Source organism: Oxalicibacterium flavum, from assembly GCF_014635065.1.
GTDB lineage: Bacteria > Pseudomonadota > Gammaproteobacteria > Burkholderiales > Burkholderiaceae_D > Oxalicibacterium > Oxalicibacterium flavum.
Genome location: NZ_BMCG01000002.1, coordinates 660,520 through 682,734, shown reverse-complemented (window position 1 = coordinate 682,734; position 22,215 = coordinate 660,520). Strand labels below are relative to the sequence as shown.

The following is a 22,215-nucleotide window of genomic DNA, read 5'->3' as shown; positions in this document are numbered from 1 at the left end:
GGCGATGGTCTTGAACGCTACGGTGATAGGTGATGCCTCTGGATTCCCGCCTGCGCGGGAATGACGGGTTTTAAGTTACCGACGGCTGACTTGGCAAAGCCCTGAATAAGTTCTATACGCTCCGTCATTCCCGCGCAGGCGGGAATCCAGCGCTGAGTTTGTTCGAAGATCCGTCGCCCAAACAACGCTGCTCGCAAAATGAACCTTTCCCTACTCCGCGCTTCTGATCGTTTGGCGCAATAATGACACCCATGCAACAGGCCGCGAATGGCCTGCCTATCTGATGGAGCACCCAATTGTTCAATGAAATCGTCGATATGGCCGCCCAGGCCGGCTACCTCGGAGTCTTCCTGCTGATGCTGGCGGAAAACATTTTTCCGCCGATCCCGTCTGAGCTGATCATGCCGCTGGCCGGCTTTGCCGCCGCGCGCGGCGACATGGACATGATCATGGTGATTCTGGCCGGTACCGCCGGTTCGGTGGTCGGCGCTTTGCCCTGGTATTACGCCGGTCTGCTGTTCGGCAAGGATCGCCTGAAGGCAATTGCCGCGCGGCACGGTCGCTGGCTGACGATGACGCCGGCCGATATCGACCAGGCTTCCGACTGGTTTGCGCGCTACGGCATCAGCGCCGTCTTCTTTGGCCGTCTGGTGCCGGCGGTGCGCACGCTGATCTCGGTGCCGGCCGGTATCGTCCGCATGCGCATGCTGCCGTTCCTGTTCTTCTCGACGGTCGGCTCGCTGCTGTGGACGGCGTTTCTTGCCTTTGCCGGCTATGTGCTGGAGTCGCAGTACGAGCTGATCGAGGAATGGATCGATCCGATTTCCAAGTCGGTCATGCTGCTGATCATCGGCATCTATCTCTACCGCTTCATCCGCTTCAAGCCGCAGCAGTCCTGATCAGAACACCAGGCCGTTGCGGCGGAACAGCGCAATGTCCACATAGTCTGAAAGTTGGCGTCCGGCACCGCTGCGTACGGATATGCCGCCGATATCCAGCGCGTCGCCCTCGCGCAGCAGTTCCTGACGGCCGGTTGTGGCGGGTTTGCCGCGCTTGATCGCGAGCGCCAGCGTCTTGGCTACTGCGAAGCCTTCGAGCGTCAGCGTCGAGGGTGGTTCGTCGCGGTATTTCTTCATCATCGCCAGGTGTTCGCGCTGCAGCGTGGTCTTGCCGTTGGCCGGATTCGGTACCACCTGCGAGAACACGGTCCATTCCACCGCACGTGCACCAGCCAGTTCGCGCAGCGTATCCAGATTGATGAGGGAGGTGCCCGCCACATAGACCTTGGGCGCCTGCGGGCGGAACGCCTTGAGGAAGAGGCCGGTATTGATGGTGTCGCCGACCACGATCACCACGCCCGGTGTCGCCGCGGCCAGCCGCGCGGCTTCCTCGGCGGTTTGTTTTTCGTTGCTGCTGATGCGCGCGGTCGCGGCAAGTTGCAGTCCGCGCCGCTTCAGCTCTTCCATCAACATGTTCATGGTCTGGCGGTTGCCGGCATCGTCCTGGAAGGCAATGCCGACACGCGTCATGCCGAGCGGACCGAAATGCGAGAGCATGTGGCGCACTTCATGCAGGTAATCGGGGCGCCATAGCGCCAGTTCATGCCCATTTGTGGCGGAGATATTGCTCAGCAGCGGTGCATAGAGCTGCAGCCTGCTGCGGCGAAAGGCCGGTGCGGCGAGAATGGCTTGTGTCACTTCTTCACCGATGCCGCCGAGCAGGTAGTCGGCGCCTTCGTTCTCGATCAACTCGGTCGCCATGCGGGCGGCTACCGCCGGCGAGGCCTGGTCGTCACGCGTCACGAAGCGGATCTTGCGGCCGTTGATGCCGCCGGCCGCATTCAGCATGTCGAAGCAGGTACGGATGCCGGCCACATAGTCGCGGCCGAGCGAGGCATTGGGACTGGACAGATCGATCACCTGGCCGATCACGATGTCGTTGTCGGCAGCAGCCGGCGACGATGCAATGAAGGCCGTGCAGGCAAGCGAGAGCAGCAGGTTGCGCAGGAACATGGATGATGGCCGTGAGCAGGTCGGACCACGATTGTGGTAGCCGAATATGACGGCATCATGAAATACCGGCCGATTTCTTGCGTGCGGATAATAAATTGTATATATTATTTATACTATTTATGGAAAAGGAGTCGATCGTGTCGCAGGAAACCGAAGTCAAGGCAGCACCGGCAGGCAGGACGACTGCCGCAACCTCCAGAAAAACCACGACTGCCAAGACGGCAGCAAAATCACCGGCCAAGCGCGCGGGCAGTTCCGTCGCGGAGCCGGTTGCGGCATCTGCAGCGAAAAAGCCGGCGGCCAGGAAGTCGGCGTCGGTTGCCAAGACAACCACCAGGACCGCTGCGAAGAAGGCGCCTGCAAAAAAATCGGCCCTCTCCGGCACGGCCAGGAAGACATCGTCGGATGCAGCCAAATCTTCACCCGTAACAAAGAGCACGGTTCAGTCGGCTTCGGTAGCTGACAAGTCTGCTGCCAAGCCCGTCACTGCACCGGCTGGAAAGCGCGCTGCAAAAGTCGCCAGCGCCGGCAAGGCCAAGGCAGACAAGAGCAAGGCACGCGCCGAGGCCAAGTCGGGCAGCAAGCACGGCGCGACAAAGAGCAAGACCCGCAAGCCACGCTTGGTACGCGACAGCTTCACCATGCCTGAACTCGAGTATCAGGTGCTGGCCGACGTGAAGAAGGCTTTTCTCAAGGCGGGTGTATCGATCAAGAAGAGCGAACTGCTGCGCGCCGGCGTGGCGTTGATCCAGAGCTTGGAGTTCAGCAAGCTGCATGAGGTGATTGCGAAGCTGACGCCGATCAAGGCGGGGCGGCCAAAGAAGGAAAAGTGATTGCGCGGTAGCGTGGCGGTGGCTGCGCTGCCGGGGCGAAATCGAGGCCGATGCTTGTGCATCGGCCTTTTTTTTGTTTGAGGTGACATCCAGATGCATGCATTCCGGCAAGAATGCGGCGTCTGATTCTTCCAGGCCGGTGTGAGTAAGTCCGCCACATCGCTCTTGTTGTCATGTCATCGAACGGACATGCAACTGTCATTCTGCTGAAGCAATCGCTGGCTACGCTGGCTCCGTCACAACGAAAAGGAGACCAGCATATGCAAGGATTGACGACTTCCAACGATCAGAACGCCGCCGCATCGCGGCTGACGCTGAGCATGGCGACTACGCCAAAGGAAGTGCGCGAAGTGCAGCGCTTGCGCTACAAGGTGTTCATCGAAGGCATGGGACTGGATGCCCTGCGCAATCCGGAGCGTCTGGACCGCGATGCGTTCGACGACTACTGCGATCATTTGATCGTGCGCGACTCGGCCACGCTGAAGGTGGTGGGCACCTATCGCGTGCTGAGTCCGGAAGCGGCGCAACGCCATGGTGCCTTCTATTCCGAGCAGGAGTTCGACCTGGCCCGCCTCGATCATCTGCGCGGCCGCATGACGGAAGCCGGCCGCGCCTGCATTCATCCCAAGTATCGCAGCGGCGCCGTCATCATGATGCTGTGGGCGGGGATTGCCGCCTACATGCAAAAGCATGGTTGCGAATACCTGATCGGCTGCGCCAGCGTCAGTCTGGCCGATGGCGGACACAATGCCGCAGCCATCTATCACGCGCTCGCCGAGACCAACATGGCGCCCGTCGAGTACCGCGTCAAGCCGCATCTCGCCTTTCCGATCGCGCCGCCGCGCAGCGACAACCGCCCGGTGATGCCGCCCCTGATCAAGGGATACCTGCGCAGCGGTGCCTGGATTTGCGGCGAACCTGCATGGGATGCCGAATTCCACAGCGCCGACATGTTCATGATGCTGCCGCTGGCCAGACTCGACAGCCGTTACGCGCGGCACTACCTGAAGGAAGGAGAGGCGGCATGAAACCACACGATTCGTTCCTGACACGCGATTTCTTCAAGGGCGAGGCGCGGCGCGAACCGCTGCGCTTTCGCACGATCTGGATTTCCGACGTGCACATGGGGACCACCGGCTGCCAGGCACAGCGTCTGCTCGAGTTCCTGCGCCGTACCGAATCCGACACACTGTATCTGGTTGGCGACATCATCGACGGCTGGCAGCTCAAGCGCCGCTGGTATTGGGATCAGGCCCACAACAACCTGATCCAGACGGTGCTGAAGAAGGCCAAGAAGGGTACCAGGGTCATCTTCGTGCCGGGCAACCATGACGAAGCGGTACGCCAGTTCATCGACCTCGATTTCGGGGGCATCCGTGTGCGCGACGAGCTTGTGCACACGACTGCCCAGGGAAAGCGCATGCTGGTGCTGCACGGCGACCGCTTCGACGGCGTGATCGCCTGCGCCAAGTGGCTGGCCTACGTGGGCGACAACCTCTACACGCTGATCCTGAAGTGGAACCAGTGGCTCAACAGCTGGCGCGCGCGCGCCGGCCTGCCGTACTGGTCGCTCTCGCAATACCTGAAGCTCAAGGTCAAGAACGCCGTCAGCTACATCACCTCGTTCGAAACCGCGCTGGCCGACGAGGCACGCCGGCGCGGACTCGATGGCGTGATCTGCGGCCACATCCATAAACCCGAAATACGCGACATCGACGGCATCCTTTACTGCAACGACGGCGACTGGGTCGAAAGCCTGAGCGCGCTGGTCGAGGACAGGGCTGGCGCGCTGCGCCTGGTCACCTGGCAGGACATCGTCGGCAGCACCGTGTCGCACCATCATGAGGAGGCAGACGAACCATGCGTATCGCCATCGTAACCGACGCCTGGGCGCCCCAGGTCAACGGCGTCGTCAACACCCTGCGCAACACGCGTCGCCAGCTGCGGCGCATGGGCCACACCGTGATGATGGTGACGCCCGAGGGGCTGCGCAGCTATTCCTGCCCGACCTATCCCGAGATCCGCCTGGCGTACAAGCCCTACGGCAAGGTTTCGTCGGTGCTCGATGCTTTCGAGCCGGACTGCATCCACATCGCGACCGAAGGGCCGATGGGACTGGCGGCGCGCCGCTACTGCCTGTCGCACGGCCTTAACTTCACGACCGCGTATCACACGCGCTTCCCCGAATACCTGCGCGCGCGCTTCCGCCTGCCGCTGGCGGTCACCTATCGCTGGCTCAAGTGGTTCCATGGTCCGTCCAAGGCGATCATGGTGCCGACGCCGCGCGTGCAGCAGGCGTTGGAGAAGAGCGGTTTCCGCAACGTGGTGCAATGGAGCCGCGGTGTCGATACCGATCATTTCCGCCCCGGCCCGCGCGAGGAATCGTCGCTGAGCCGGCCGCTGTACCTGTACGTCGGCCGCCTGGCGGTGGAGAAGAACGTGCAGGCCTTCCTCGACATCGACCTGCCGGGTTCGAAATGGGTGATCGGCGACGGACCGTTGCGCGACGAGCTGGAACGCCGCTATCCGAAGGTGCGCTTCCTCGGCAGCAAGCCGCACGACGCGCTGCCGGCCTACTACAACTGCGCCGACGTGTTCGTCTTCCCGAGCCGTACCGATACCTTCGGCCTCGTCATGATCGAGGCCATGGCCTGCGGCGTGCCGGTTGCCGCTTATCCGGTCGAAGGCCCGATCGACGTGGTGGCCGACGGCCGCAGCGGCGTGCTCGACCACAACCTGACCACTGCCTGCTTCAATGCCCTGAACCTGAAACGCTCGGCCGTGCGCGAATATGCGCTCGGTTATTCATGGGCGACGGCGACGCAGCAGTTTGTCAATCACCTGCATCCTGTGCGCAGTCGGGCGGTGGTGGGGAAGATGGCGACGGTGGGGTAAAGGCTGTCTTGTCTGCCTGGCGGTTGGAAGCGGATGTTGCTTTCTGTACGGTTGTTCTTCGAGGAGACTCAGTACTGGATTCCCGCCTGCGCGGGAATGACGGAAGTTGATTTGAAGCATACGGACTGATTCGACGCCTCCACAGAGAGCATACGCTTCAACCTACTCCGTCATTCCCGCGCAGGATGAAGCAGGGAATTCGACTGGCACGCCAGTCGCCTGCGCAACGGTCGGCACCTGCAAGTGCCGATGCGCGCGGCAGGCGGGAATCCAGATGGATGCGACTCATGGCAGTCTAAAAAGTAGCGGACGCAGTGCGAAAGAGCCTTCTCTATCTCGAATCCCGACTCGCCCTTATTTCCCCGCCAACTCCGGCGACAACACCGTGCGCAGATAGTGATCCGTCACGCCTTCGCGTTCTCGGCGCACGATCCACCAGATGTTGCCCTTGCGAATGGTCCAGTCCTGTTCGACACCAGTCAGGATGGTGGAGGCGACCTGGCCCAGCGTCGGCTGGTGACCGACGATCAGGACCGGTTCGCGGCTGTCGGGCCAGTGGGAGGCTGCGATGATGCGTTCGGCGGTGGAGTCGGGGGCGAGGTCGGGTACGATCTTGAACTTGCGGCACAGTGCCTCCGCCGTCTGCACGGTGCGCGTGGCCGGGCTGACCAGGATGCGGCAACTTTGCGTCAGGTGACGGTCCAGCCATTCCGCCATGCGGGCGGCCTGCTTGTGGCCCTTGGAGGTCAGCGCACGGCCTTCGTCGGGCTCGCCCATTTCCGCTTCCGCATGTCGCCACAGGATCAGGTCCATTGTTTACTCCATCGAGTTGCCGTGCAGTTGCATGAGCCATGACTGGGCGCTGAACGGCGCGGTCTTGCCGCGAGGACGACGCAGGCGGTAGTTGCCGTTGGCGTCCAGTTCCCAGGCGTTGCTGGTGTCCTTCAGATAGGGATTCAGGCCTTCGTTGATGACGCGCTTCTTGAGCGCCGGGTCGAGAATGGGGAAGGCGACCTCGATGCGGCGGAACAGGTTGCGGTTCATCCAGTCGGCGCTGGACAGATAGACATCGTGCGCGAGGTCGTTGCGGAAATAGTAGATGCGGCTGTGTTCGAGGAAACGGCCGACGATGGAGCGCACGCGAATGTTGTCCGACAGCCCAGGCACGCCGGGACGCAGCGCGCAGGCACCGCGCACGATCAGGTCGATCTTGACGCCGTCCGCCGAGGCCGCATACAGCGCGCGAATCACCGATTCGTCGAGCAGGGCGTTCATCTTGGCGATGATGCGCGCCGGGCGGCCGGCGCGCGCGATGCGCGCTTCGTTGCCGATCGCCTTGATGAATTCCTTCTGCAGCGAGAACGGGGCCAGCCACAGACGGTCGAGTTTCTTCGGCTTGGTCAGGCTGGTCAGGTGAATGAAGACTTCGTTGACTTCGGTGGCGATGGCCGGATTGGCGGTCAGCAGGCCGAAGTCGGTATAGAACTTGGTGGTGCTCGGATGGTAGTTGCCGGTGCCCAGATGCGCGTAGTAGCGGAAGCCGCTGTCCTCGCGTCGGATCACGAGCGCCAGCTTGGCGTGCGTCTTGAGCCCGACTACGCCATAGACCACCTGCGCGCCGGCGCGCTCGAGACGGTCGGCCCAGTTGATGTTGGCTTCCTCGTCGAAGCGCGCCATCAGTTCGACGATGACGGTGACTTCCTTGCCGTGCTGGGCCGCGTAGATCAGCGATTCCATCAGGTCGGAGTTCATGCCGGTGCGGTAAATGGTCTGCTTGATCGCCACCACGGCAGGATCGCGCGATGCATCGCGCACGAACTCCAGCACCGGCTGGAACGACTGGAACGGATGGTGCAGCAGCACGTCGTGCTTGCGGATGGTGGCAAACAAGTCGGCGTTGACGAGCTTGGGCGGATAGGCCGGCACATAGGGAGTGAAGCGCAGTTCCGGTTTGTTGACCAGATCGATCAGTTCCGACAGGCGCACCAGGTTGACCGGGCCATCCACCGCATATAGGCGATTCTCCGCGATGGAAAACTGTTCGAGCAGGAAACGCGACAGATGCGGCGGGCAGTTCTTGGCGACTTCGAGCCGTACCGCCACGCCGAAGTTGCGGCTCTGCAATTCGCCCTGCAACGCCTGTCGCAGGTTCTTGACCTCTTCCTCGTCAACCCAGAGGTCGCTGTTGCGCGTAACGCGGAACTGCGAATAGGCCAGCACCTCGCGTCCGGTAAACAGATCGTTGATGTGTGCGTGGATGATCGACGACAGCAGGCAGAAGGCTACGCCGTCCTTCGACAGTTCGGGCGGCAGCTGGATCACGCGTGGTAGCACGCGTGGCGCCTTGACGATGGCGATCGCCGTGCCGCGGCCGAAGGCATCCTTGCCCGACAGTTCCACGATGAAGTTCAGGCTCTTGTTGACTACCTGCGGAAAAGGGTGCGCAAGATCGAGGCCGATCGGCGTCAGCAGCGGCCGTACCTCGCGGTCGAAGTAGGACTTGACCCATGCCCGTTGCGCCTCATTGCGGTCCTGGTCGCGCAGCAGATAAATGCCTTGCGCGGCCAGCTGCGGCAGCACGCTTTCGTTCAGCACGCGGTACTGACGCTCAACGATCTGGTGGCATTCGGCGCCGGCGATCTCGAGTGCGGCGGACAGCGCCGGCGTTTCCTCGATCTTTTCGCCATCTATATGGTTGTTGGCCAGCAGGCTGGCGATGCGTACTTCGAACAGTTCGTCGATGTTGCTGCTGGCGATGCACAGATACTTGAGACGCTCGAGCAGCGGCACTGCAGGATTTTCGGCCTGTGCCAGCACGCGCCGGTTGAATGCAAGTTGCGACAGTTCACGGTTCAGGAACAGGGCGCTTTTCGGCGGGACCGGTTGCGGCACGGCAGCAGCGACAGCTTTCTTGTGCATTTTCTTGACTTTGGCCATGGGGGATTCCGCAGAGTCTAGAGAGCAAGTATGACAACTTGATGACAGATTTTTTGCATATTCGCCACTTTATGACATGTTTTTTGGCAAGTCATATGCCTGTCATATTCGACATTTAGAGTTCGCCCTGTCTTGTTAGCGAAAGTCAGTAAGTCAACTCTAAGGAGCAGTCATGCGATTGAATCATCTTGTCAAATCCGCCTTCGTTGCCGCCAGCGCAGCCATGGCACTGTCGTCCGCAATGGCCGCCGATATCACCGGCGCCGGTGCGACTTTCCCATACCCCATCTATTCCAAATGGGCTGAAACCTACAAGGCTTCCACCGGTACCGGTCTGAACTACCAGTCGATCGGCTCGGGCGGTGGCATCAAGCAGATCAAGGCCAAGACCGTCGATTTCGGCGCATCCGACATGCCGCTGAAAGCGGAAGACCTGGAAGCAGAAGGCCTGCTGCAGTTCCCGGCCATCATGGGCGGCGTGGTGCCGATCGTCAACCTCGACGGCGTGGCGCCTGGTCAACTGAAATTCACTCCGGAAGTGATCGCTGCCATCTACCTCGGCAAGATCACCAAATGGAACGATCCGCAGATCACCGCGCTGAACGCGGGCGTCAAGCTGCCGGATTCGGACATCACCGTGGTCCACCGTTCGGATGGTTCGGGCACTACCTTCCTGTGGACCGATTTCCTGTCGAAGACCGTGCCTGAGTTCAAGGAAGGCGTGGGTGCCGGTACCGCCGTCAAATGGCCGACCGGCGTGGGTGGCAAGGGTAACGAAGGCGTGGCCGCCAACGTGCAGCGTATCCGCGGTTCGATCGGCTATGTCGAGTATGCCTATGCCAAGAAGAACAAGATGTCGCACACCCAGCTGAAGAACAGCGCCGGTGAGTTCGTGCAGCCTGACGATGCGTCCTTCAAGGCAGCCGCAGCCGGCGCCGAATGGGCCAAGGCTCCGGGCATGGGCGTGGTGCTGACCAACCAGCCGGGCAAGGCCAGCTGGCCGATCACGGGTGCTTCGTTCATCCTGGTTCACAAGCAGCAGGCTTCGGCTGAGCGCGGCAAGGAAGTCCTGAAGTTCTTCGACTGGGCTTACAAGAACGGCGGCGAGGCAGCTTCCGAACTCGACTACGTGGCAATGCCGGCGCCGGTCGTCAAGCTGGTCCAGGACGCATGGAAAGCCAACGTCAAGGACGCTTCCGGCAAGGCCGTCTGGTAATGGTTCTTGTGTATAGCGAATCCTTCGCTGTTTGAATGAAGTTGCAAGGGTTGCCCCGGTGACGATGCCAAATCAGACATCGACAACGTGGCAGCCCCTTCGGGCATAGAAAAACATGAGCGCCAATCCAAATTCCCTATCCGAACCCATGATCACGCATGACGCCGCCGCCCAGAGAGAAGCCGCCTTCGGCAAGGCGTTGATGGCCACCATGCGTCGCCAGCGGGTGCAGGATTTCCTGTTTCACAAAGTCACCTTCCTTTTTGCATTGACCGTGCTGCTGGTCTTGCTGGGCATCATCGCCTCGCTGATGATAGGCGCATGGCCGGCATTGAAGGAATTCGGGTTGCCCTTCCTCACCAGCGTGGAATGGGATCCTGTCAACGACCAGTACGGTGCGGCGATCGCCATCGTCGGCACGCTGGTGACCTCGTTTCTCGCCTTGCTGATCGCGTTTCCGGTCAGCTTCGGCATCGCATTGTTCCTCACCGAAATCTGCCCCAACTGGCTCAAGCGTCCGCTCGGCACCGCCGTCGAACTGCTGGCCGGCGTGCCCAGCATCATCTACGGCATGTGGGGCCTGTTCGTGTTCGCGCCATTGTTCTCCGACTACATCCAGCCGGCGCTGGCCTCGACGCTGGGGCAGCTGCCGGTGATCGGCGAACTGTTCCGCGGCCCGCAGATGGGTATCGGCATCCTGGCGGCCGGCATCATCCTGGCTGTCATGATCATCCCGTTCATCGCCTCCGTGATGCGCGACGTGTTCGAGATCGTGCCGCCGGTCCTCAAGGAGTCGGCCTACGCGATGGGCTGCACCAAGTGGGAAGTGGTGCGCAAGATCGTGCTGCCTTACACGCGCATCGGCGTGGTCGGCGGCGTCATGCTGGGTCTGGGCCGCGCGCTTGGCGAGACGATGGCGATCACCTTCGTGATCGGCAACGCGCACAAGCTGTCGTGGTCGCTGTTCGCGGCCGGCAACAGTATCGCCTCGACGCTGGCCAACGAATTCGCCGAGGCCGAAACCGTGCTGCACGTGTCCTCGCTGTTCGCACTTGGTCTGATCCTGTTCCTGATCACTTTTGTCGTGCTGTCGGCTGCCAAGCTGATGCTGCTTGGCATGGCCCACAAGGAGGGCGGAAAATGAGCAATGACGTCATGCAGGCGGCGGCCGGCAATCCGGTCTACCGCAAGCGTCTGATGATCCACCGCGCGGGTATCGCGCTGTCTTTCCTGGCGATGGTGCTGGGCCTGTTCTTCCTCGGCTGGATTCTGTTCACGCTGGTGGTCAAGGGCATCGGCGCGATCGGCCTCGATATCTTCACCCATACCACGCCGGCGCCGGGCAGCGAGGGCGGTGGTCTGATGAATGCCATCGTCGGCAGCCTGCTGATGGTCGGCGCCGCCACCTTCATCAGCACGCCGATCGGCATCCTGGCCGGTGTCTATCTGGCTGAGTACGGCGAGGTCAGCCTGTTCGCCAAGGTGACGCGCTTCGTCACCGACATCATGTTGTCGGCGCCGTCGATCGTGATTGGCCTGTTCATCTATGCGATCTACGTAGCCAACGTCCAGCATTTTTCGGGCTGGGCCGGCAGCTTCGCGATCTCGCTGATCGCGATTCCGGTGGTGGTGCGTACTACCGACAACATGCTCGGCCTGGTGCCGACCAGCCTGCGCGAGGCGGCGTTCGCACTCGGCGCGCCGCGCTGGCGCGTGGCGACCTTCGTCCGCCTGCGCGCGGTCAAGGCCGGCGTCATCACCGGCGTGCTGCTGGCGGTGGCGCGCATCTCGGGCGAAACCGCGCCGCTGCTGTTCACCGCGCTCAACAACCAGTTCTTCAGCACCAACATGAACGCGCCGATGGCCAACCTGCCGGTAGTGATCTACCAGTTCGCCATGAGTCCCTACGACAACTGGCGCGAGCTGGCATGGGGCGGGGCGCTGCTGATCACCTTCAGCGTGCTGGCGCTCAATATCCTGTCGCGCGCGATGTTCCACCAAAAGAACCAACACTGATTCGGGTAAGCCATGACCACTCAATCCACGATCGATACGATCAACAAGAAGACGCTGCAGATCCAGAACCTCAATTTCTACTACGGTGGATTCCAGGGACTGAAGAACATCAACCTCGACATCCACGACAAGAAGGTCACGGCCTTCATCGGACCGTCGGGTTGCGGCAAATCGACGCTGCTGCGCACCTTCAACCGCATGTACGACCTGTATCCGGGTCAGCGCGCCGAAGGCAAGATTCTTTACCACGGCAGCAACATCCTCGAGCCGGGGCAGGACGTCAACATGCTGCGCGCCAAGGTCGGCATGGTGTTCCAGAAGCCGACACCATTCCCGATGTCGGTCTACGACAACATCGCCTTCGGCGTGCGTCTCTATGAAAACCTGCCCAAGGGCGAGATGGACGAGCGCGTCGAATGGGCGCTGAACAAGGCCGCGCTGTGGACCGAGGTCAAGGACAAGCTCAACAAGAGCGGCCTGTCGCTGTCCGGCGGCCAGCAGCAGCGCCTGTGCATCGCGCGCGGCGTGGCGGTCAAGCCCGACGTGCTGCTGCTCGACGAGCCGACCTCGGCGCTCGATCCGATCTCGACCGCCAAGATCGAGGAACTGATCAGCGAGCTGAAGGGCGACTACACGATCGCCATCGTGACTCATAACATGCAGCAGGCGGCACGCTGCTCGGACTTCACGGCCTATATGTACCTGGGCGAGCTCGTCGAATTCGGCGAGACCGACCAGATCTTCATGAACCCGGCCAAGAAGGATACCCAGGACTACATCACCGGCCGCTTCGGCTGATCGCGACAACCACAGCATATTCAGGAGAATCACCATGCCAGGCGAACACTCTTCCAAGCAGTACGACATGGATCTGGAAACGATCCGCTCCAAGGTGCTGCTGATGGGCGGCCTCGTCGAAAGCCAGTTCCAGGATGCGATCACCGCTTTCCGTACCGGCAACGTCAACCAGGCCGAACAGATCATCAAGGCCGACGAGAACGTCAACAATCTCGAGGTCTCGCTCGACGATGCCTGTAGCCACCTGATCGTCAAGCGCCAGCCGGCCGCCAACGACCTGCGTACCGTGATGGCGACCATCAAGGTCATCACCGACCTCGAGCGCGTGGGCGACGAGGCGACCAAGATCGCGCGTGCCGGCAAGGCCATCGGCGAACGCGGCCTGACCGCCATCAACCACTACGAGAACATCCGTGTGATGGCAGCCAGTGCCAGCAAGATGCTGCACGATGCACTGGATGCCTTTGCACGCCTCGACGACAAGCAAGCCGTCCGCCTGATCGCGGAGGATGCCGTGGTCGACCACGAGTTCCGCTCCGTCATGCGTAGCCTGATCACCTTCATGATGGAGGATCCACGCACCATCTCCTGCGCGCTGGATACGCTATGGGTGGCGAAGGCGATCGAGCGCATCGGCGACCATGCCAAGAACATCGCCGAATACGTCATCTATATCGTCGAAGGCAAGGATATTCGCCATACCGACTATGCGGCAGCGCAGCTGACGGAGTAGGATGCTGCGGGGTGGTATGCTGAGCGGCGAATGTGTGATCGTTTTCCGCACTTCAAGCGACGGCCGCCCGCCTTCATTCAGCATATTTGTTGCCACTACGCCGCACTATTTTCTCCGTCATTCCCGCGTAGGCGGGAATCCAGGGAATTAAGGCATCACGCATGTCAAGGCAATAAACTGACAGCGGAGCAATGTTATACGTGCTGGATTCCCGCCTACGCGGGAATGACGGCGAAGGAAATGCGTAGTTGGGTGGTTTCAGCACAGTAGAAGCGACTAATGCGGATGCATTCTACGTTTAGCATCGTCTTCGTTAACCAAGTAAAGAGAAGGAATAGAACCAACAACATGGCCACCGCCGACAAACCGACCATCCTGATCGTCGAAGACGAAGCCCCAATCGTCGAACTGGTGACATTTACCCTGAAAGGTGCTGGCTGGAACGTGGTGGCGGCACAGACCGCCGGCGAAGCCTGGGATTTCCTGCAGCAGCGGCTGCCGCAACTGATCCTGCTCGACTGGATGCTGCCCGACCAGAGCGGTCTGCGCCTGCTTTCGCGCATCCGCGGCGACCGCCAGTTCAACGAACTGCCGATCATCATGCTGACTGCCAAGAGCATGGAAGAAGACAAGATCGCCGGCCTCGACAACGGCGCCGACGACTACGTCACCAAGCCGTTCTCGCCGCGCGAACTGACCGCGCGCATCAATGCGCTGCTGCGCCGCAAGACGCCCGAGCATTCGCAGACGCTGATGACGGCGGGAGCGGTAACGCTCGATCCGATCAGCTGCACGGTCAGCCTGCACAACGAAAAGATCGACATCGGCCATGCCGAATTCAAGCTGCTCAAGTTCTTCCTCGCGCATCCGGAACGCGTGTTCTCGCGCAATCAGTTGCTCGACAAGGTATGGGGCGACCACGTGGTGATCGAGGAACGCACGGTGGACGTCCACGTGCTGCGCTTGCGCAAGGCATTGAAAGAGGCGGAATCCCTGATCAAGACCGTGCGCAGTGTAGGCTATATGCTTTCCGAAAAATAAGCCGGTCTGCCGATGAGTCCCCAATTGCTGTTCTGGATCCCTGCTGCCTTGCGGCTTGTCATCGTACTGGCGGCGGCGGCAGTGGTCGGCTATTTCCTTGGCCTGACCGCCGGGCTGGCGGCCGGCCTGCTGTTCCTGCTGGCGCTGGTGCTGGTTCAGCTCAATTATCTGTATCTGCTCTCCGGCTGGCTCGATCATCCCGAAAGCGAAAAACTGCCCGATGGCTGGGGCGCATGGACCGATGTCTTCTCGCGCCTGTATCGCCTGCGCCGCGACGACGAGCGCAACCGCAAGGAACTCAGTGAATGGCTGACCCGTTTCCGCCAGGCCATGAGCCTGCTGCCGGACGGCGTCGCCATCATGGACGACGTGCTGTTCCTCGAATGGTGCAATCCTGCTGCCGAAAAGCACCTGGGACTCAGCAACACGCGCGACAAGGGCATGCGCGTCACCAATCTGATCCGCGATCCGGCCTTTATCGACTACATCATCCTCGGCCACTATGAGCAGCCGCTGACACTCAACGTCAAGGATCGCAAGCTGATCGTCCAGATTATCCCGTTCGAGAATCGCCGCCAGATCCTGGTCACTCACGATGTGACCGAGACCGAGCGCATCGACATGATGCGCCGCGATTTCATCGCCAACGCCTCGCATGAGTTGCGCACGCCGCTGACCGTCATCAACGGCTTCCTGGAAATCGCCCAAGCCCAGCCGGATCTCGAACAATCGGTGCGCATGGGGCACCTCAAGCTGATGATCGAGCAGGGCCAGCGCATGCAGAACCTGATCGAGGACATGCTGACCCTGACGCGGCTGGAATCGATCGACTATCCGCTGCGCACCGAGCAGGTCAACATCCGCAACCTGCTCGGACAGCTGCTGCAGGAGGCCAACGCGCTCTCCGGCGGTCGCCACAAGATTTCCCTCGACATCGATGGTCCCGACATCGATGGCAACACCGACGAGTTGCGCAGTGCCTTCGGCAACCTCGTCACCAACGCCATCCGCTACACGCCGGATGGCGGCCACATCCACATTCAGTGGCAACAGACCGCGAAAGGGCCGCAGTTCTCGGTCAAGGACAGCGGCATCGGCATCCGCGCCGAACACATCGCCCGCCTGACCGAGCGCTTCTACCGCGTCGATAAAAGCCGCTCCCGCGAAACCCAGGGCACCGGCCTCGGCCTGGCCATCGTCAAGCATGTGCTGTTGCGGCATGGGGCGGTGCTGGAGATCGAGTCGGAGGAGGGGAAGGGTAGTACGTTCCTTGCCATTTTCAACTCGACTCATCTGTTGCGCTAAAACTATTGTTGCATCCACGTCGTAGTGGCGGCCGCTGTCAAGGATTGCTGACGGGTACCGTTGAAGTGACAAAATGTAATAGATAACAAAATTGCATGATGGTGTGGCAAAATGGTTATGGCCCATAATTTCCGTATGGAAATCATTATTTTCGCAAGAGTGCAGTTGCGGAGAGGCTTAAAGTTCAGCTCGTCATGCCGGAGACAAAAAATTGAAAATTGCCATTGCCGGCACAGGTTATGTAGGGATGTCCATCGCCGTTCTGTTGGCGCAGCATCACCGAGTGGTTGCAATCGATATCAATCCCGACCGGGTTGCAACAATCAATGGTGGAAAATCACCAATCATCGATGCCGAGATCGAAGATTTTCTGCAGAACCGAGCGCTTGATCTGACGGCGACTCTGGACAAGCAGGAAGCCTATGAAGGCGCCGATTTTGTCGTCATTGCCACGCCTACCGACTACGACGCCGATACCAATTACTTCAACACTCGTTCCGTCGAATCCGTCATCGCCGATGTCCGGCAGATCAATCCACGCGCGGTCATGGTGATCAAGTCCACGGTCCCTGTCGGATACACGGCCGGAATCAAGGAAAAGACCGGTTGTGAGAACGTCATGTTCTCGCCGGAATTCCTGCGTGAAGGCAAGGCGTTGTATGACAACCTTTACCCTTCACGGATCATCATTGGCGAGCGCTCCGAGCGGGCGCGGGTATTTGCAGACTTGTTGGTCGAAGGCGCGGTAAAAAAGGATGCCCAGGTGCTGTTTACTGACGCCACCGAGGCTGAAGCCGTCAAGCTTTTTTCTAATACCTATCTTGCCATGCGCGTGGCTTATTTCAACGAGCTGGATACCTACGCAGCAACGCATGGCCTCGATACACGCCAAATCATTGAGGGTGTGGCGCTGGATCCGCGAATCGGCAACCACTATAACAATCCATCGTTTGGCTATGGCGGCTACTGCCTTCCCAAGGACACCAAGCAATTGCTCGCCAATTACCGCGATGTTCCGCAGAATCTTGTGCACGCCATCGTGGAATCCAATACCACCCGCAAGGATTTCATTGCCGAATCCATCGTGCGGAAAAATCCCAAGGTCGTTGGTATCTACCGCCTGATCATGAAGGCCGGCTCGGACAATTTCCGAGCTTCGAGCATCCAGGGAATCATGAAGCGCATCAAGGCCAAAGGCATCGAGGTGATCGTTTATGAGCCTGTCCTGGAGGAGAGTGAATTTTTCCGTTCCAGGGTGGTGAATGATCTGGAAGCATTCAAACGAGAGGCGGATGTGATTGTGGCCAATCGGCTGGATGCGCAACTGATGGATATTCAGGACAAGATATATACCCGGGATTTGTTCGGAAATGACTAATCCATAGAGATTTCCCATGTTTATGGGGAGGGTATCCATGCATAAGCATTTACAATTCCCGGTTTGCCCAATTTATTTAAGGAATGAGGATGTTTCTTCCTGTAATCATGTCTGGCGGAGCTGGTTCGCGTTTATGGCCAGTATCACGTGAGACGTTGCCCAAGCCATTTATTGAACTGCCAGATGGTGGCACCCTGTTGCAAAAGACATTGCAACGCGCAGCTTCGCTGGACGGGGTGGAACGGGTCCTAACGGTTACAAACAAGGAATACTATTTTCTGACTCGTGATGAATACCAGGTGACTGGTACTCCTGTCGCCCACGACTATCTGCTTGAACCTGTTGGCCGAAATACGGCTCCGGCTGTTGCTGCTGCCGCTCGATATGCGGGAGGAAAATATGGTGAAGACACTGTTTTACTGGTTCTGCCAGCAGACCATTTGATTGGTAATCAAGAGACGTTTTCCAAAGCGGTGGCAGCAGCTACCGAACTTGCACGGAATGGTTGGCTGGTAACTTTTGGTGTGGAGCCAGTAAGACCGGAAACAGGCTACGGTTATATAGAGAGCGGCGAAAAAATCGGTAAAACCGACGCGCATAAGGTTGCCAGGTTTGTCGAAAAGCCCGACTTGCAAACGGCGAAGGAATATATCGCGTCTGGCCGTTTTACCTGGAATTCAGGCATGTTCTGTTTTACCGCAGGGAACATGATCGCTGCGTTGCGTGAGTTTGCCCCCGAAGTGCTGACGTCTGTAGAGCAAACTCTGCAGGGAAGTAATCCGGAAATTACGCCAGTCGTGCTGAATGAAGAAATTTTTGCATTGAGTCCCGATATTTCCATCGACTATGCCGTTATGGAGCGCTCCTCCAAGGTGGCTGTTATTGGGGCAGATTTTGACTGGAGCGACATCGGGTCATGGAGTGCACTGGCTGAACTGGTCAAGCCCGATGCACGTGGGAATAGGATCAATGGCGAGACGCTTCTGGTCGATGTGGACAATTGCTATATTCAGAGTGAGTCTCGTATTGTCGCTGGTATCGGTCTCGATAATTTGCTGGTTGTTGATACACCGGATGCGCTACTAGTGGCGCACCAGTCCAGAGCGCAGGATGTAAAGGCTGTAGTCAAGCAGCTTAAGCTTAAATCTCATGCCACGGCTAATTATCACCGTAAGGTACATCGCCCTTGGGGGACATATACTGTCTTGGAAGAAGGTAATAACTTCAAAATCAAAAGGATTGAGGTGAAGCCAGGCGCGAGTCTAAGTCTGCAGATGCATCATCACCGCAGTGAGCATTGGATCGTGGTGAGCGGTATGGCCAAGGTCGTCAATGGCGAGCGTGAACTGCTTGTCAACAAAAATGAATCAACCTATATCCCCGCAGGGCACAAGCATCGTTTGGAGAATCCCGGCGTACTCGATCTTGTCATGATTGAAGTACAGAGCGGCGAATATCTGGGAGAGGATGACATTGTGCGGTTTCAAGACAATTATGGGCGAGTGCCATAGGACGTTCAGAAATCTGAAAACATGGGGAAACCCTAAATTTTTAGCCGGAACGCTTCACCACATATTTTTAGGATGTAAAAATCAAAGGAGGGTGAAGTGTTTGGTTTCAATAAAAATAGCTCCATCGCAACCTGTCCAATATGTGGTGGAAAAAAATTCAAGGAATATAACTCAAGGCCTAACGCGATTTGCGTTTCGTGTCGAAGCTTGGAAAGAACAAGGTTTCAATTCTTGGTATTGAAATATCTTGGTCTCCCCAAAAGCGGTGGAAGTGTATTGCACGTCGCCCCAGAAAAAGCATTGTATGACTTTTTCTCGAAATCGGACGCTAATAAATATCATCCATGTGATATTGACCCAGAAAATAAAAGATACGCCACATTGGGTTTAATGCACAAAATAGATCTATGTTCAGATCTGTATAAAATTCCTGATGCCAGTTTTGATCTGATAGTGCATAACCACGTATTGGAACATATTCCATGCGCTGTAGGGCCCGTTCTCAAAGAGCATGTGCGGATATTAAGGCCGGAAGGGTATTTTATTTTTAGTGTTCCTTTTAGAGAGGCCGAATCCACGGATGAATGTCTCGATATGAATTTGGCCCTGGAAGAAAGGATTCGTCGATTTGGCCAAGCAGATCATATGAGAATTTTTGGGAAATGTGATTTTATACAATTGCTTCATAGCATTTTTGGTGAACACTGCCAAAAATTTGATCCTCAGATGTTAGGGACAAAGAATGAATTGGAGCAATATGGAATTCCATATGAGCAAGTATTGGGGATTTCAGGTTCTACAGTATTTGTTTATAAAAAGCCTTCTGTTAACTTATTTAAACAATGGTTTTCATTGGGGAAATAGTAGCGCTTTTTGAGTCGTATCGGTCGTATCATTAGATAGGTATTTTGTGAAAAATAATAGAATCTTAATTGTCTCGGTAGATTTTCTGCCGAGTGTTGGTGGTATTTCTACAATGATTCATCATTTGGCAAATGCTCTGGTTGGACAAGGATGTACTGTGGCGGTATTAGGACCACAAGGTAGCTCAATTCCACCAGATTTCCCTTGTGAATACGATTTGATTGTGGATCAAGGTTCGAATGTAAAAAAACGTGCTAGCTGGAATTCATCTGAAGAAGAGGCGCGTATTTTTTCATTGCTGGAAGATATTCATAAAAGCAAACAATTTGATTGCATCATGTTGATGCATCCGTTTTATTATGGGACTGCGGTTGCAAGTTTCTGCTTTAGGAAAAAAATTTTATTGACGTCCTTTTTCTACGGTTACGAATTAAGATCATTGATTGTTGGCGAACGTTCATTGAAGCGGCGTATTCTTGATTATTTCATGGGGAAGCGAGGATCTTTGCTTGCGAAAACACGCTATGTCATTGGAAAATCAGATCATATTTTTGCCATAAGTGGGTATACAAAAAATTTGGTAACAGCGCTGCAACCAAAAAAGACAGATCAAATTTCTATTTCCGGATGTGGAATTAGCGTAGATGATTACTCTAGAGAGTGTGCATTAAGTCCAGTATTTGATAGAAAAGAAAGAGAAGAAAGACGACTTGAACTCAGCTTGTCAACAGACCGGACAATAGGATTCGCGGGACGTTTAGTCCCATCGAAAAATGTCGATTTGTTAGTGCGAGCATTAAAGCATGCACCTAATGTCCAGTTGGTAGTGTTTGGCGATGGACCAGAACGTATCAAGCTACAGCGCTTGTCAGAGGAAATCGGCGTATCGTCCAGAATAACGTGGCTGGGAGCAGTATCCGAAGAAACGAAATGGCAAGTATTACGGGCAATAGATGTTTTAGTGTTGCCATCAAAAGAATTGCCAAACGGAGCGGTTGAGGGGTTCGGTATTGTGCTTCTGGAAGGTACTGCCGCAGGTGCTCCGGTAATTGCCGCTAGAAGCGGAGGAATGACTGATGTCGTCACCAATGGAAATACAGGATTTTTATGTGATCCAAATGATGAAAAAGATCTTGCCGACAAAGTGTTAAAGTTGGTTGGCGACGATGCATTAAGTATTGAATTGGTAGAAAGAGCACGCTCACAAATAGACTCCAAATTCAATTGGAATTCAATTTCAGAGAATGTTGCTAGGAAGGTGAGGGGATGATTTCAGGAAAGCGCATTCTGGTAATTACTGATCGCTATCCTCCTTTTGCAGAGGGTGGGGCAGAAATAAGTTTGCATATTCTCTTGAAGCAAATTGTGGATGCAAATAATCAAGTGGCGGTAATTACGCTAAATGAACAACTTGGAAAAGTTGAAAAGACTAATTATCAGGGAGTTGAAGTTTTCAAGGTTCCATATTCTTCGAGGTGGCCAACTGTTCGCAGCAATAGTATAAAAAGGCGACGAAATTTTTTTGCCTCTCGACACGTTTATTTGCTCATGGATGGAGCAAAATATATATTTTCTGATTTTAATTATGCTTCGATTTTAAAGAGGTTGCGCAAATTAAGATTGGCTCTTTCTCTCAAGCGGTCGAGGAAAATCGGATTTTTACCAATAATGGACGAGGAAATATCTGATGTTAAAGAGACATTGGTAAACATAAAAAAAATAGCTTCCTCCTTTAATCCACAGCTTGTGCACGCAGATAATTTTAGGAGCATTTTGTTGGCTTCTAGAATAGATTTTGGTGTGCCCGTGGTCGCACAAGTGCGAGATAACAGGTTTTACTGCATAGATCGATCGCAGTCCATGAACATAGATGGCAGGATATGTAATACCTGCAATTTTGAATGTGCGCAATCATTATCAGATAGTTGCAGAAAGTTGGTAAAACGACAGTTATTTGAGGATAAAAAATTTCGTCAAGCGGCACTTCGAAAAGCAGATAAGGTCATAGTAACCAGTCGATTTTTGCAGCAGCAAGTCGCAGAAATAGTGCCTGCCGACAAGATGTGTCTTGTTCCAAATCCCGCAGGTGAATACGATTTGGCGGAAAGGCAAGTTGTTTATCAGGCTTCACCTCCGGAAATTTTAATTGTTGGTATGCTTAATGCCAATAAAGGGCAATTGGAAATAATAAAATGGCTTGAAAAACTGGGCGCAGAATTATCTGATTTTAAGATTACGTTAGCCGGGCGTGGTGATAATGTAGAAAAATCCTTAAGAAGATCGTTAGCTATGACCGGACATGCTGACCGGGTGGCGTTTACTGGATATCTTTCCAGAGAGGAGCTATATAGAGCTTATGCCAGAGCTACAGTAGTTGCTTGTCCTAACAAATGGCCTGAGCCGTTCGGCCGGGTTCCGTTGGAAGCTGGAATATCAAAAAAACCTGTCGTAGCTTATGCGGTGGGCGGAATTGTCGAAAGCATTGCTCATGGTCAAACTGGATTACTTGTTCCACCTGGGGATACCGAGGGATTCATTGATGCGATTATAAAAATAATAAAAAATCCGCATTTTGCCGAAAATCTAGGGATTCGTGCTCGTGAAAATATTCTTCAAAAGTACAGTCAAGAAATTTCTGTTAAATGTCTTAGTGATTGTTGGGAAAGTGTCTCCTAA

Annotated in this window: 20 protein-coding genes; 17 read left to right on the top strand and 3 right to left on the bottom strand. The window is 56.4% G+C overall.

What is annotated here, in order from left to right; all coding sequences use genetic code 11:
* The first annotated feature begins 296 nt into the window (after positions 1–296).
* Positions 297–899 carry a DedA family protein gene (locus IEV38_RS06730; RefSeq protein ID WP_188395380.1) on the top strand — a complete coding sequence of 201 codons (603 nt, stop codon included), beginning with the start codon at positions 297–299 and terminating at the stop codon, positions 897–899.
* Here the strand turns inward: IEV38_RS06730 and IEV38_RS06725 are convergent, their stop codons facing one another.
* On the bottom strand, positions 900–2,012 hold the full coding sequence (locus tag IEV38_RS06725; protein WP_188395379.1) for an ABC transporter substrate-binding protein: 1,113 nt from the start codon (positions 2,010–2,012) through the stop codon (positions 900–902).
* Positions 2,013–2,149: 137 nt separating this feature from the next.
* Here IEV38_RS06725 and IEV38_RS06720 point away from each other — a divergent pair, with 137 nt between their 5' ends.
* From IEV38_RS06720 to IEV38_RS06705, 4 genes are all read left to right on the top strand, one after another.
* The gene (locus tag IEV38_RS06720; RefSeq protein WP_188395378.1) at positions 2,150–2,845 is read left to right on the top strand and encodes a hypothetical protein; all 696 of its coding nucleotides are present in this window, start codon (positions 2,150–2,152) and stop codon (positions 2,843–2,845) included.
* A gap of 260 nt (positions 2,846–3,105) precedes the next feature.
* Positions 3,106–3,873 (top strand): GNAT family N-acetyltransferase, encoded by a 768-nt coding sequence (locus tag IEV38_RS06715; protein ID WP_188395377.1) that lies wholly within the window; start codon positions 3,106–3,108, stop codon positions 3,871–3,873.
* On the top strand, positions 3,870–4,724 hold the full coding sequence (locus IEV38_RS06710) for a UDP-2,3-diacylglucosamine diphosphatase (protein ID WP_188395376.1): 855 nt from the start codon (positions 3,870–3,872) through the stop codon (positions 4,722–4,724). The genes IEV38_RS06715 and IEV38_RS06710 overlap by 4 nt, the downstream gene beginning before the upstream one ends.
* On the top strand, positions 4,706–5,740 hold the full coding sequence (locus tag IEV38_RS06705) for a glycosyltransferase family 4 protein (RefSeq protein ID WP_188395375.1): 1,035 nt from the start codon (positions 4,706–4,708) through the stop codon (positions 5,738–5,740). Before IEV38_RS06710 ends, IEV38_RS06705 begins: the two co-directional genes overlap by 19 nt.
* A 354-nt stretch (positions 5,741–6,094) precedes the next feature.
* Here IEV38_RS06705 and sixA read toward each other — a convergent pair whose 3' ends face one another.
* Both sixA and ppk1 read right to left on the bottom strand, forming a co-directional pair.
* Entirely contained in the window at positions 6,095–6,553 is a 459-nt protein-coding gene (sixA, locus tag IEV38_RS06700) for a phosphohistidine phosphatase SixA (RefSeq protein ID WP_188395374.1), read from the bottom strand.
* Positions 6,554–6,556: 3 nt separating this feature from the next.
* On the bottom strand, positions 6,557–8,659 hold the full coding sequence (ppk1, locus tag IEV38_RS06695) for a polyphosphate kinase 1 (protein WP_229728919.1): 2,103 nt from the start codon (positions 8,657–8,659) through the stop codon (positions 6,557–6,559).
* 190 nt (positions 8,660–8,849) lie between these two features.
* On the opposite strand from ppk1, the gene pstS reads away from it, so the two are divergent.
* The 12 genes from pstS (at position 8,850) to IEV38_RS06635 (ending at position 22,215) form a co-directional block, all read left to right on the top strand.
* Entirely contained in the window at positions 8,850–9,893 is a 1,044-nt protein-coding gene (gene pstS / locus IEV38_RS06690; RefSeq protein WP_188395372.1) for a phosphate ABC transporter substrate-binding protein PstS, read from the top strand.
* 148 nt (positions 9,894–10,041) lie between these two features.
* Entirely contained in the window at positions 10,042–11,037 is a 996-nt protein-coding gene (pstC, locus tag IEV38_RS06685) for a phosphate ABC transporter permease subunit PstC (RefSeq protein ID WP_229728918.1), read from the top strand.
* Complete coding sequence (gene pstA / locus IEV38_RS06680) at positions 11,034–11,909, top strand: phosphate ABC transporter permease PstA (RefSeq protein ID WP_229728851.1); 876 nt, start codon at positions 11,034–11,036, stop codon at positions 11,907–11,909. Before pstC ends, pstA begins: the two co-directional genes overlap by 4 nt.
* Positions 11,910–11,921: 12 nt before the next feature.
* A complete protein-coding gene (gene pstB / locus IEV38_RS06675; protein WP_188395370.1) occupies positions 11,922–12,707 on the top strand; it encodes a phosphate ABC transporter ATP-binding protein PstB in 786 nt (261 codons plus the stop codon).
* Positions 12,708–12,741: 34 nt separating this feature from the next.
* Positions 12,742–13,440 carry a phosphate signaling complex protein PhoU gene (gene phoU, locus IEV38_RS06670; protein ID WP_188395369.1) on the top strand — a complete coding sequence of 233 codons (699 nt, stop codon included), beginning with the start codon at positions 12,742–12,744 and terminating at the stop codon, positions 13,438–13,440.
* Between the two features lie 348 nt (positions 13,441–13,788).
* Positions 13,789–14,481: a phosphate regulon transcriptional regulator PhoB gene (phoB, locus tag IEV38_RS06665; RefSeq protein ID WP_188395368.1), complete on the top strand. Its 693-nt coding sequence runs from the start codon at positions 13,789–13,791 to the stop codon at positions 14,479–14,481.
* A 12-nt stretch (positions 14,482–14,493) separates the two neighbouring features.
* Positions 14,494–15,786 carry a phosphate regulon sensor histidine kinase PhoR gene (gene phoR / locus IEV38_RS06660; RefSeq protein WP_188395367.1) on the top strand — a complete coding sequence of 431 codons (1,293 nt, stop codon included), beginning with the start codon at positions 14,494–14,496 and terminating at the stop codon, positions 15,784–15,786.
* 211 nt (positions 15,787–15,997) lie between these two features.
* Complete coding sequence (locus IEV38_RS06655) at positions 15,998–17,164, top strand: nucleotide sugar dehydrogenase (protein ID WP_188395366.1); 1,167 nt, start codon at positions 15,998–16,000, stop codon at positions 17,162–17,164.
* A gap of 89 nt (positions 17,165–17,253) precedes the next feature.
* On the top strand, positions 17,254–18,675 hold the full coding sequence (locus tag IEV38_RS06650) for a mannose-1-phosphate guanylyltransferase/mannose-6-phosphate isomerase (protein ID WP_188395365.1): 1,422 nt from the start codon (positions 17,254–17,256) through the stop codon (positions 18,673–18,675).
* A 96-nt stretch (positions 18,676–18,771) separates the two neighbouring features.
* Positions 18,772–19,539, top strand: a complete 768-nt coding sequence (locus IEV38_RS06645; RefSeq protein ID WP_188395364.1) for a class I SAM-dependent methyltransferase — start codon at positions 18,772–18,774, stop codon at positions 19,537–19,539.
* 46 nt (positions 19,540–19,585) lie between these two features.
* Positions 19,586–20,809 carry a glycosyltransferase family 4 protein gene (locus IEV38_RS06640; RefSeq protein ID WP_188395363.1) on the top strand — a complete coding sequence of 408 codons (1,224 nt, stop codon included), beginning with the start codon at positions 19,586–19,588 and terminating at the stop codon, positions 20,807–20,809.
* Complete coding sequence (locus IEV38_RS06635; protein WP_188395362.1) at positions 20,806–22,215, top strand: glycosyltransferase family 4 protein; 1,410 nt, start codon at positions 20,806–20,808, stop codon at positions 22,213–22,215. The genes IEV38_RS06640 and IEV38_RS06635 overlap by 4 nt, the downstream gene beginning before the upstream one ends.

What these genes read in the sequence shown, in the direction of transcription:
- IEV38_RS06725 (WP_188395379.1), bottom strand. Translation starts at nt 2,012, where the DNA reads ATGTTCCTGCGCAACCTGCTGCTCTCGCTTGCCTGCACGGCCTTCATT.
- IEV38_RS06715 (WP_188395377.1), top strand. Translation starts at nt 3,106, where the DNA reads ATGCAAGGATTGACGACTTCCAACGATCAGAACGCCGCCGCATCGCGG.
- IEV38_RS06710 (WP_188395376.1), top strand. Translation starts at nt 3,870, where the DNA reads ATGAAACCACACGATTCGTTCCTGACACGCGATTTCTTCAAGGGCGAG.
- IEV38_RS06705 (WP_188395375.1), top strand. Translation starts at nt 4,706, where the DNA reads ATGCGTATCGCCATCGTAACCGACGCCTGGGCGCCCCAGGTCAACGGC.
- sixA (WP_188395374.1), bottom strand. Translation starts at nt 6,553, where the DNA reads ATGGACCTGATCCTGTGGCGACATGCGGAAGCGGAAATGGGCGAGCCC.
- ppk1 (WP_229728919.1), bottom strand. Translation starts at nt 8,659, where the DNA reads ATGCACAAGAAAGCTGTCGCTGCTGCCGTGCCGCAACCGGTCCCGCCG.
- pstS (WP_188395372.1), top strand. Translation starts at nt 8,850, where the DNA reads ATGCGATTGAATCATCTTGTCAAATCCGCCTTCGTTGCCGCCAGCGCA.
- pstC (WP_229728918.1), top strand. Translation starts at nt 10,042, where the DNA reads ATGATCACGCATGACGCCGCCGCCCAGAGAGAAGCCGCCTTCGGCAAG.
- pstA (WP_229728851.1), top strand. Translation starts at nt 11,034, where the DNA reads ATGAGCAATGACGTCATGCAGGCGGCGGCCGGCAATCCGGTCTACCGC.
- pstB (WP_188395370.1), top strand. Translation starts at nt 11,922, where the DNA reads ATGACCACTCAATCCACGATCGATACGATCAACAAGAAGACGCTGCAG.
- phoU (WP_188395369.1), top strand. Translation starts at nt 12,742, where the DNA reads ATGCCAGGCGAACACTCTTCCAAGCAGTACGACATGGATCTGGAAACG.
- phoB (WP_188395368.1), top strand. Translation starts at nt 13,789, where the DNA reads ATGGCCACCGCCGACAAACCGACCATCCTGATCGTCGAAGACGAAGCC.
- phoR (WP_188395367.1), top strand. Translation starts at nt 14,494, where the DNA reads ATGAGTCCCCAATTGCTGTTCTGGATCCCTGCTGCCTTGCGGCTTGTC.
- IEV38_RS06650 (WP_188395365.1), top strand. Translation starts at nt 17,254, where the DNA reads ATGTTTCTTCCTGTAATCATGTCTGGCGGAGCTGGTTCGCGTTTATGG.
- IEV38_RS06635 (WP_188395362.1), top strand. Translation starts at nt 20,806, where the DNA reads ATGATTTCAGGAAAGCGCATTCTGGTAATTACTGATCGCTATCCTCCT.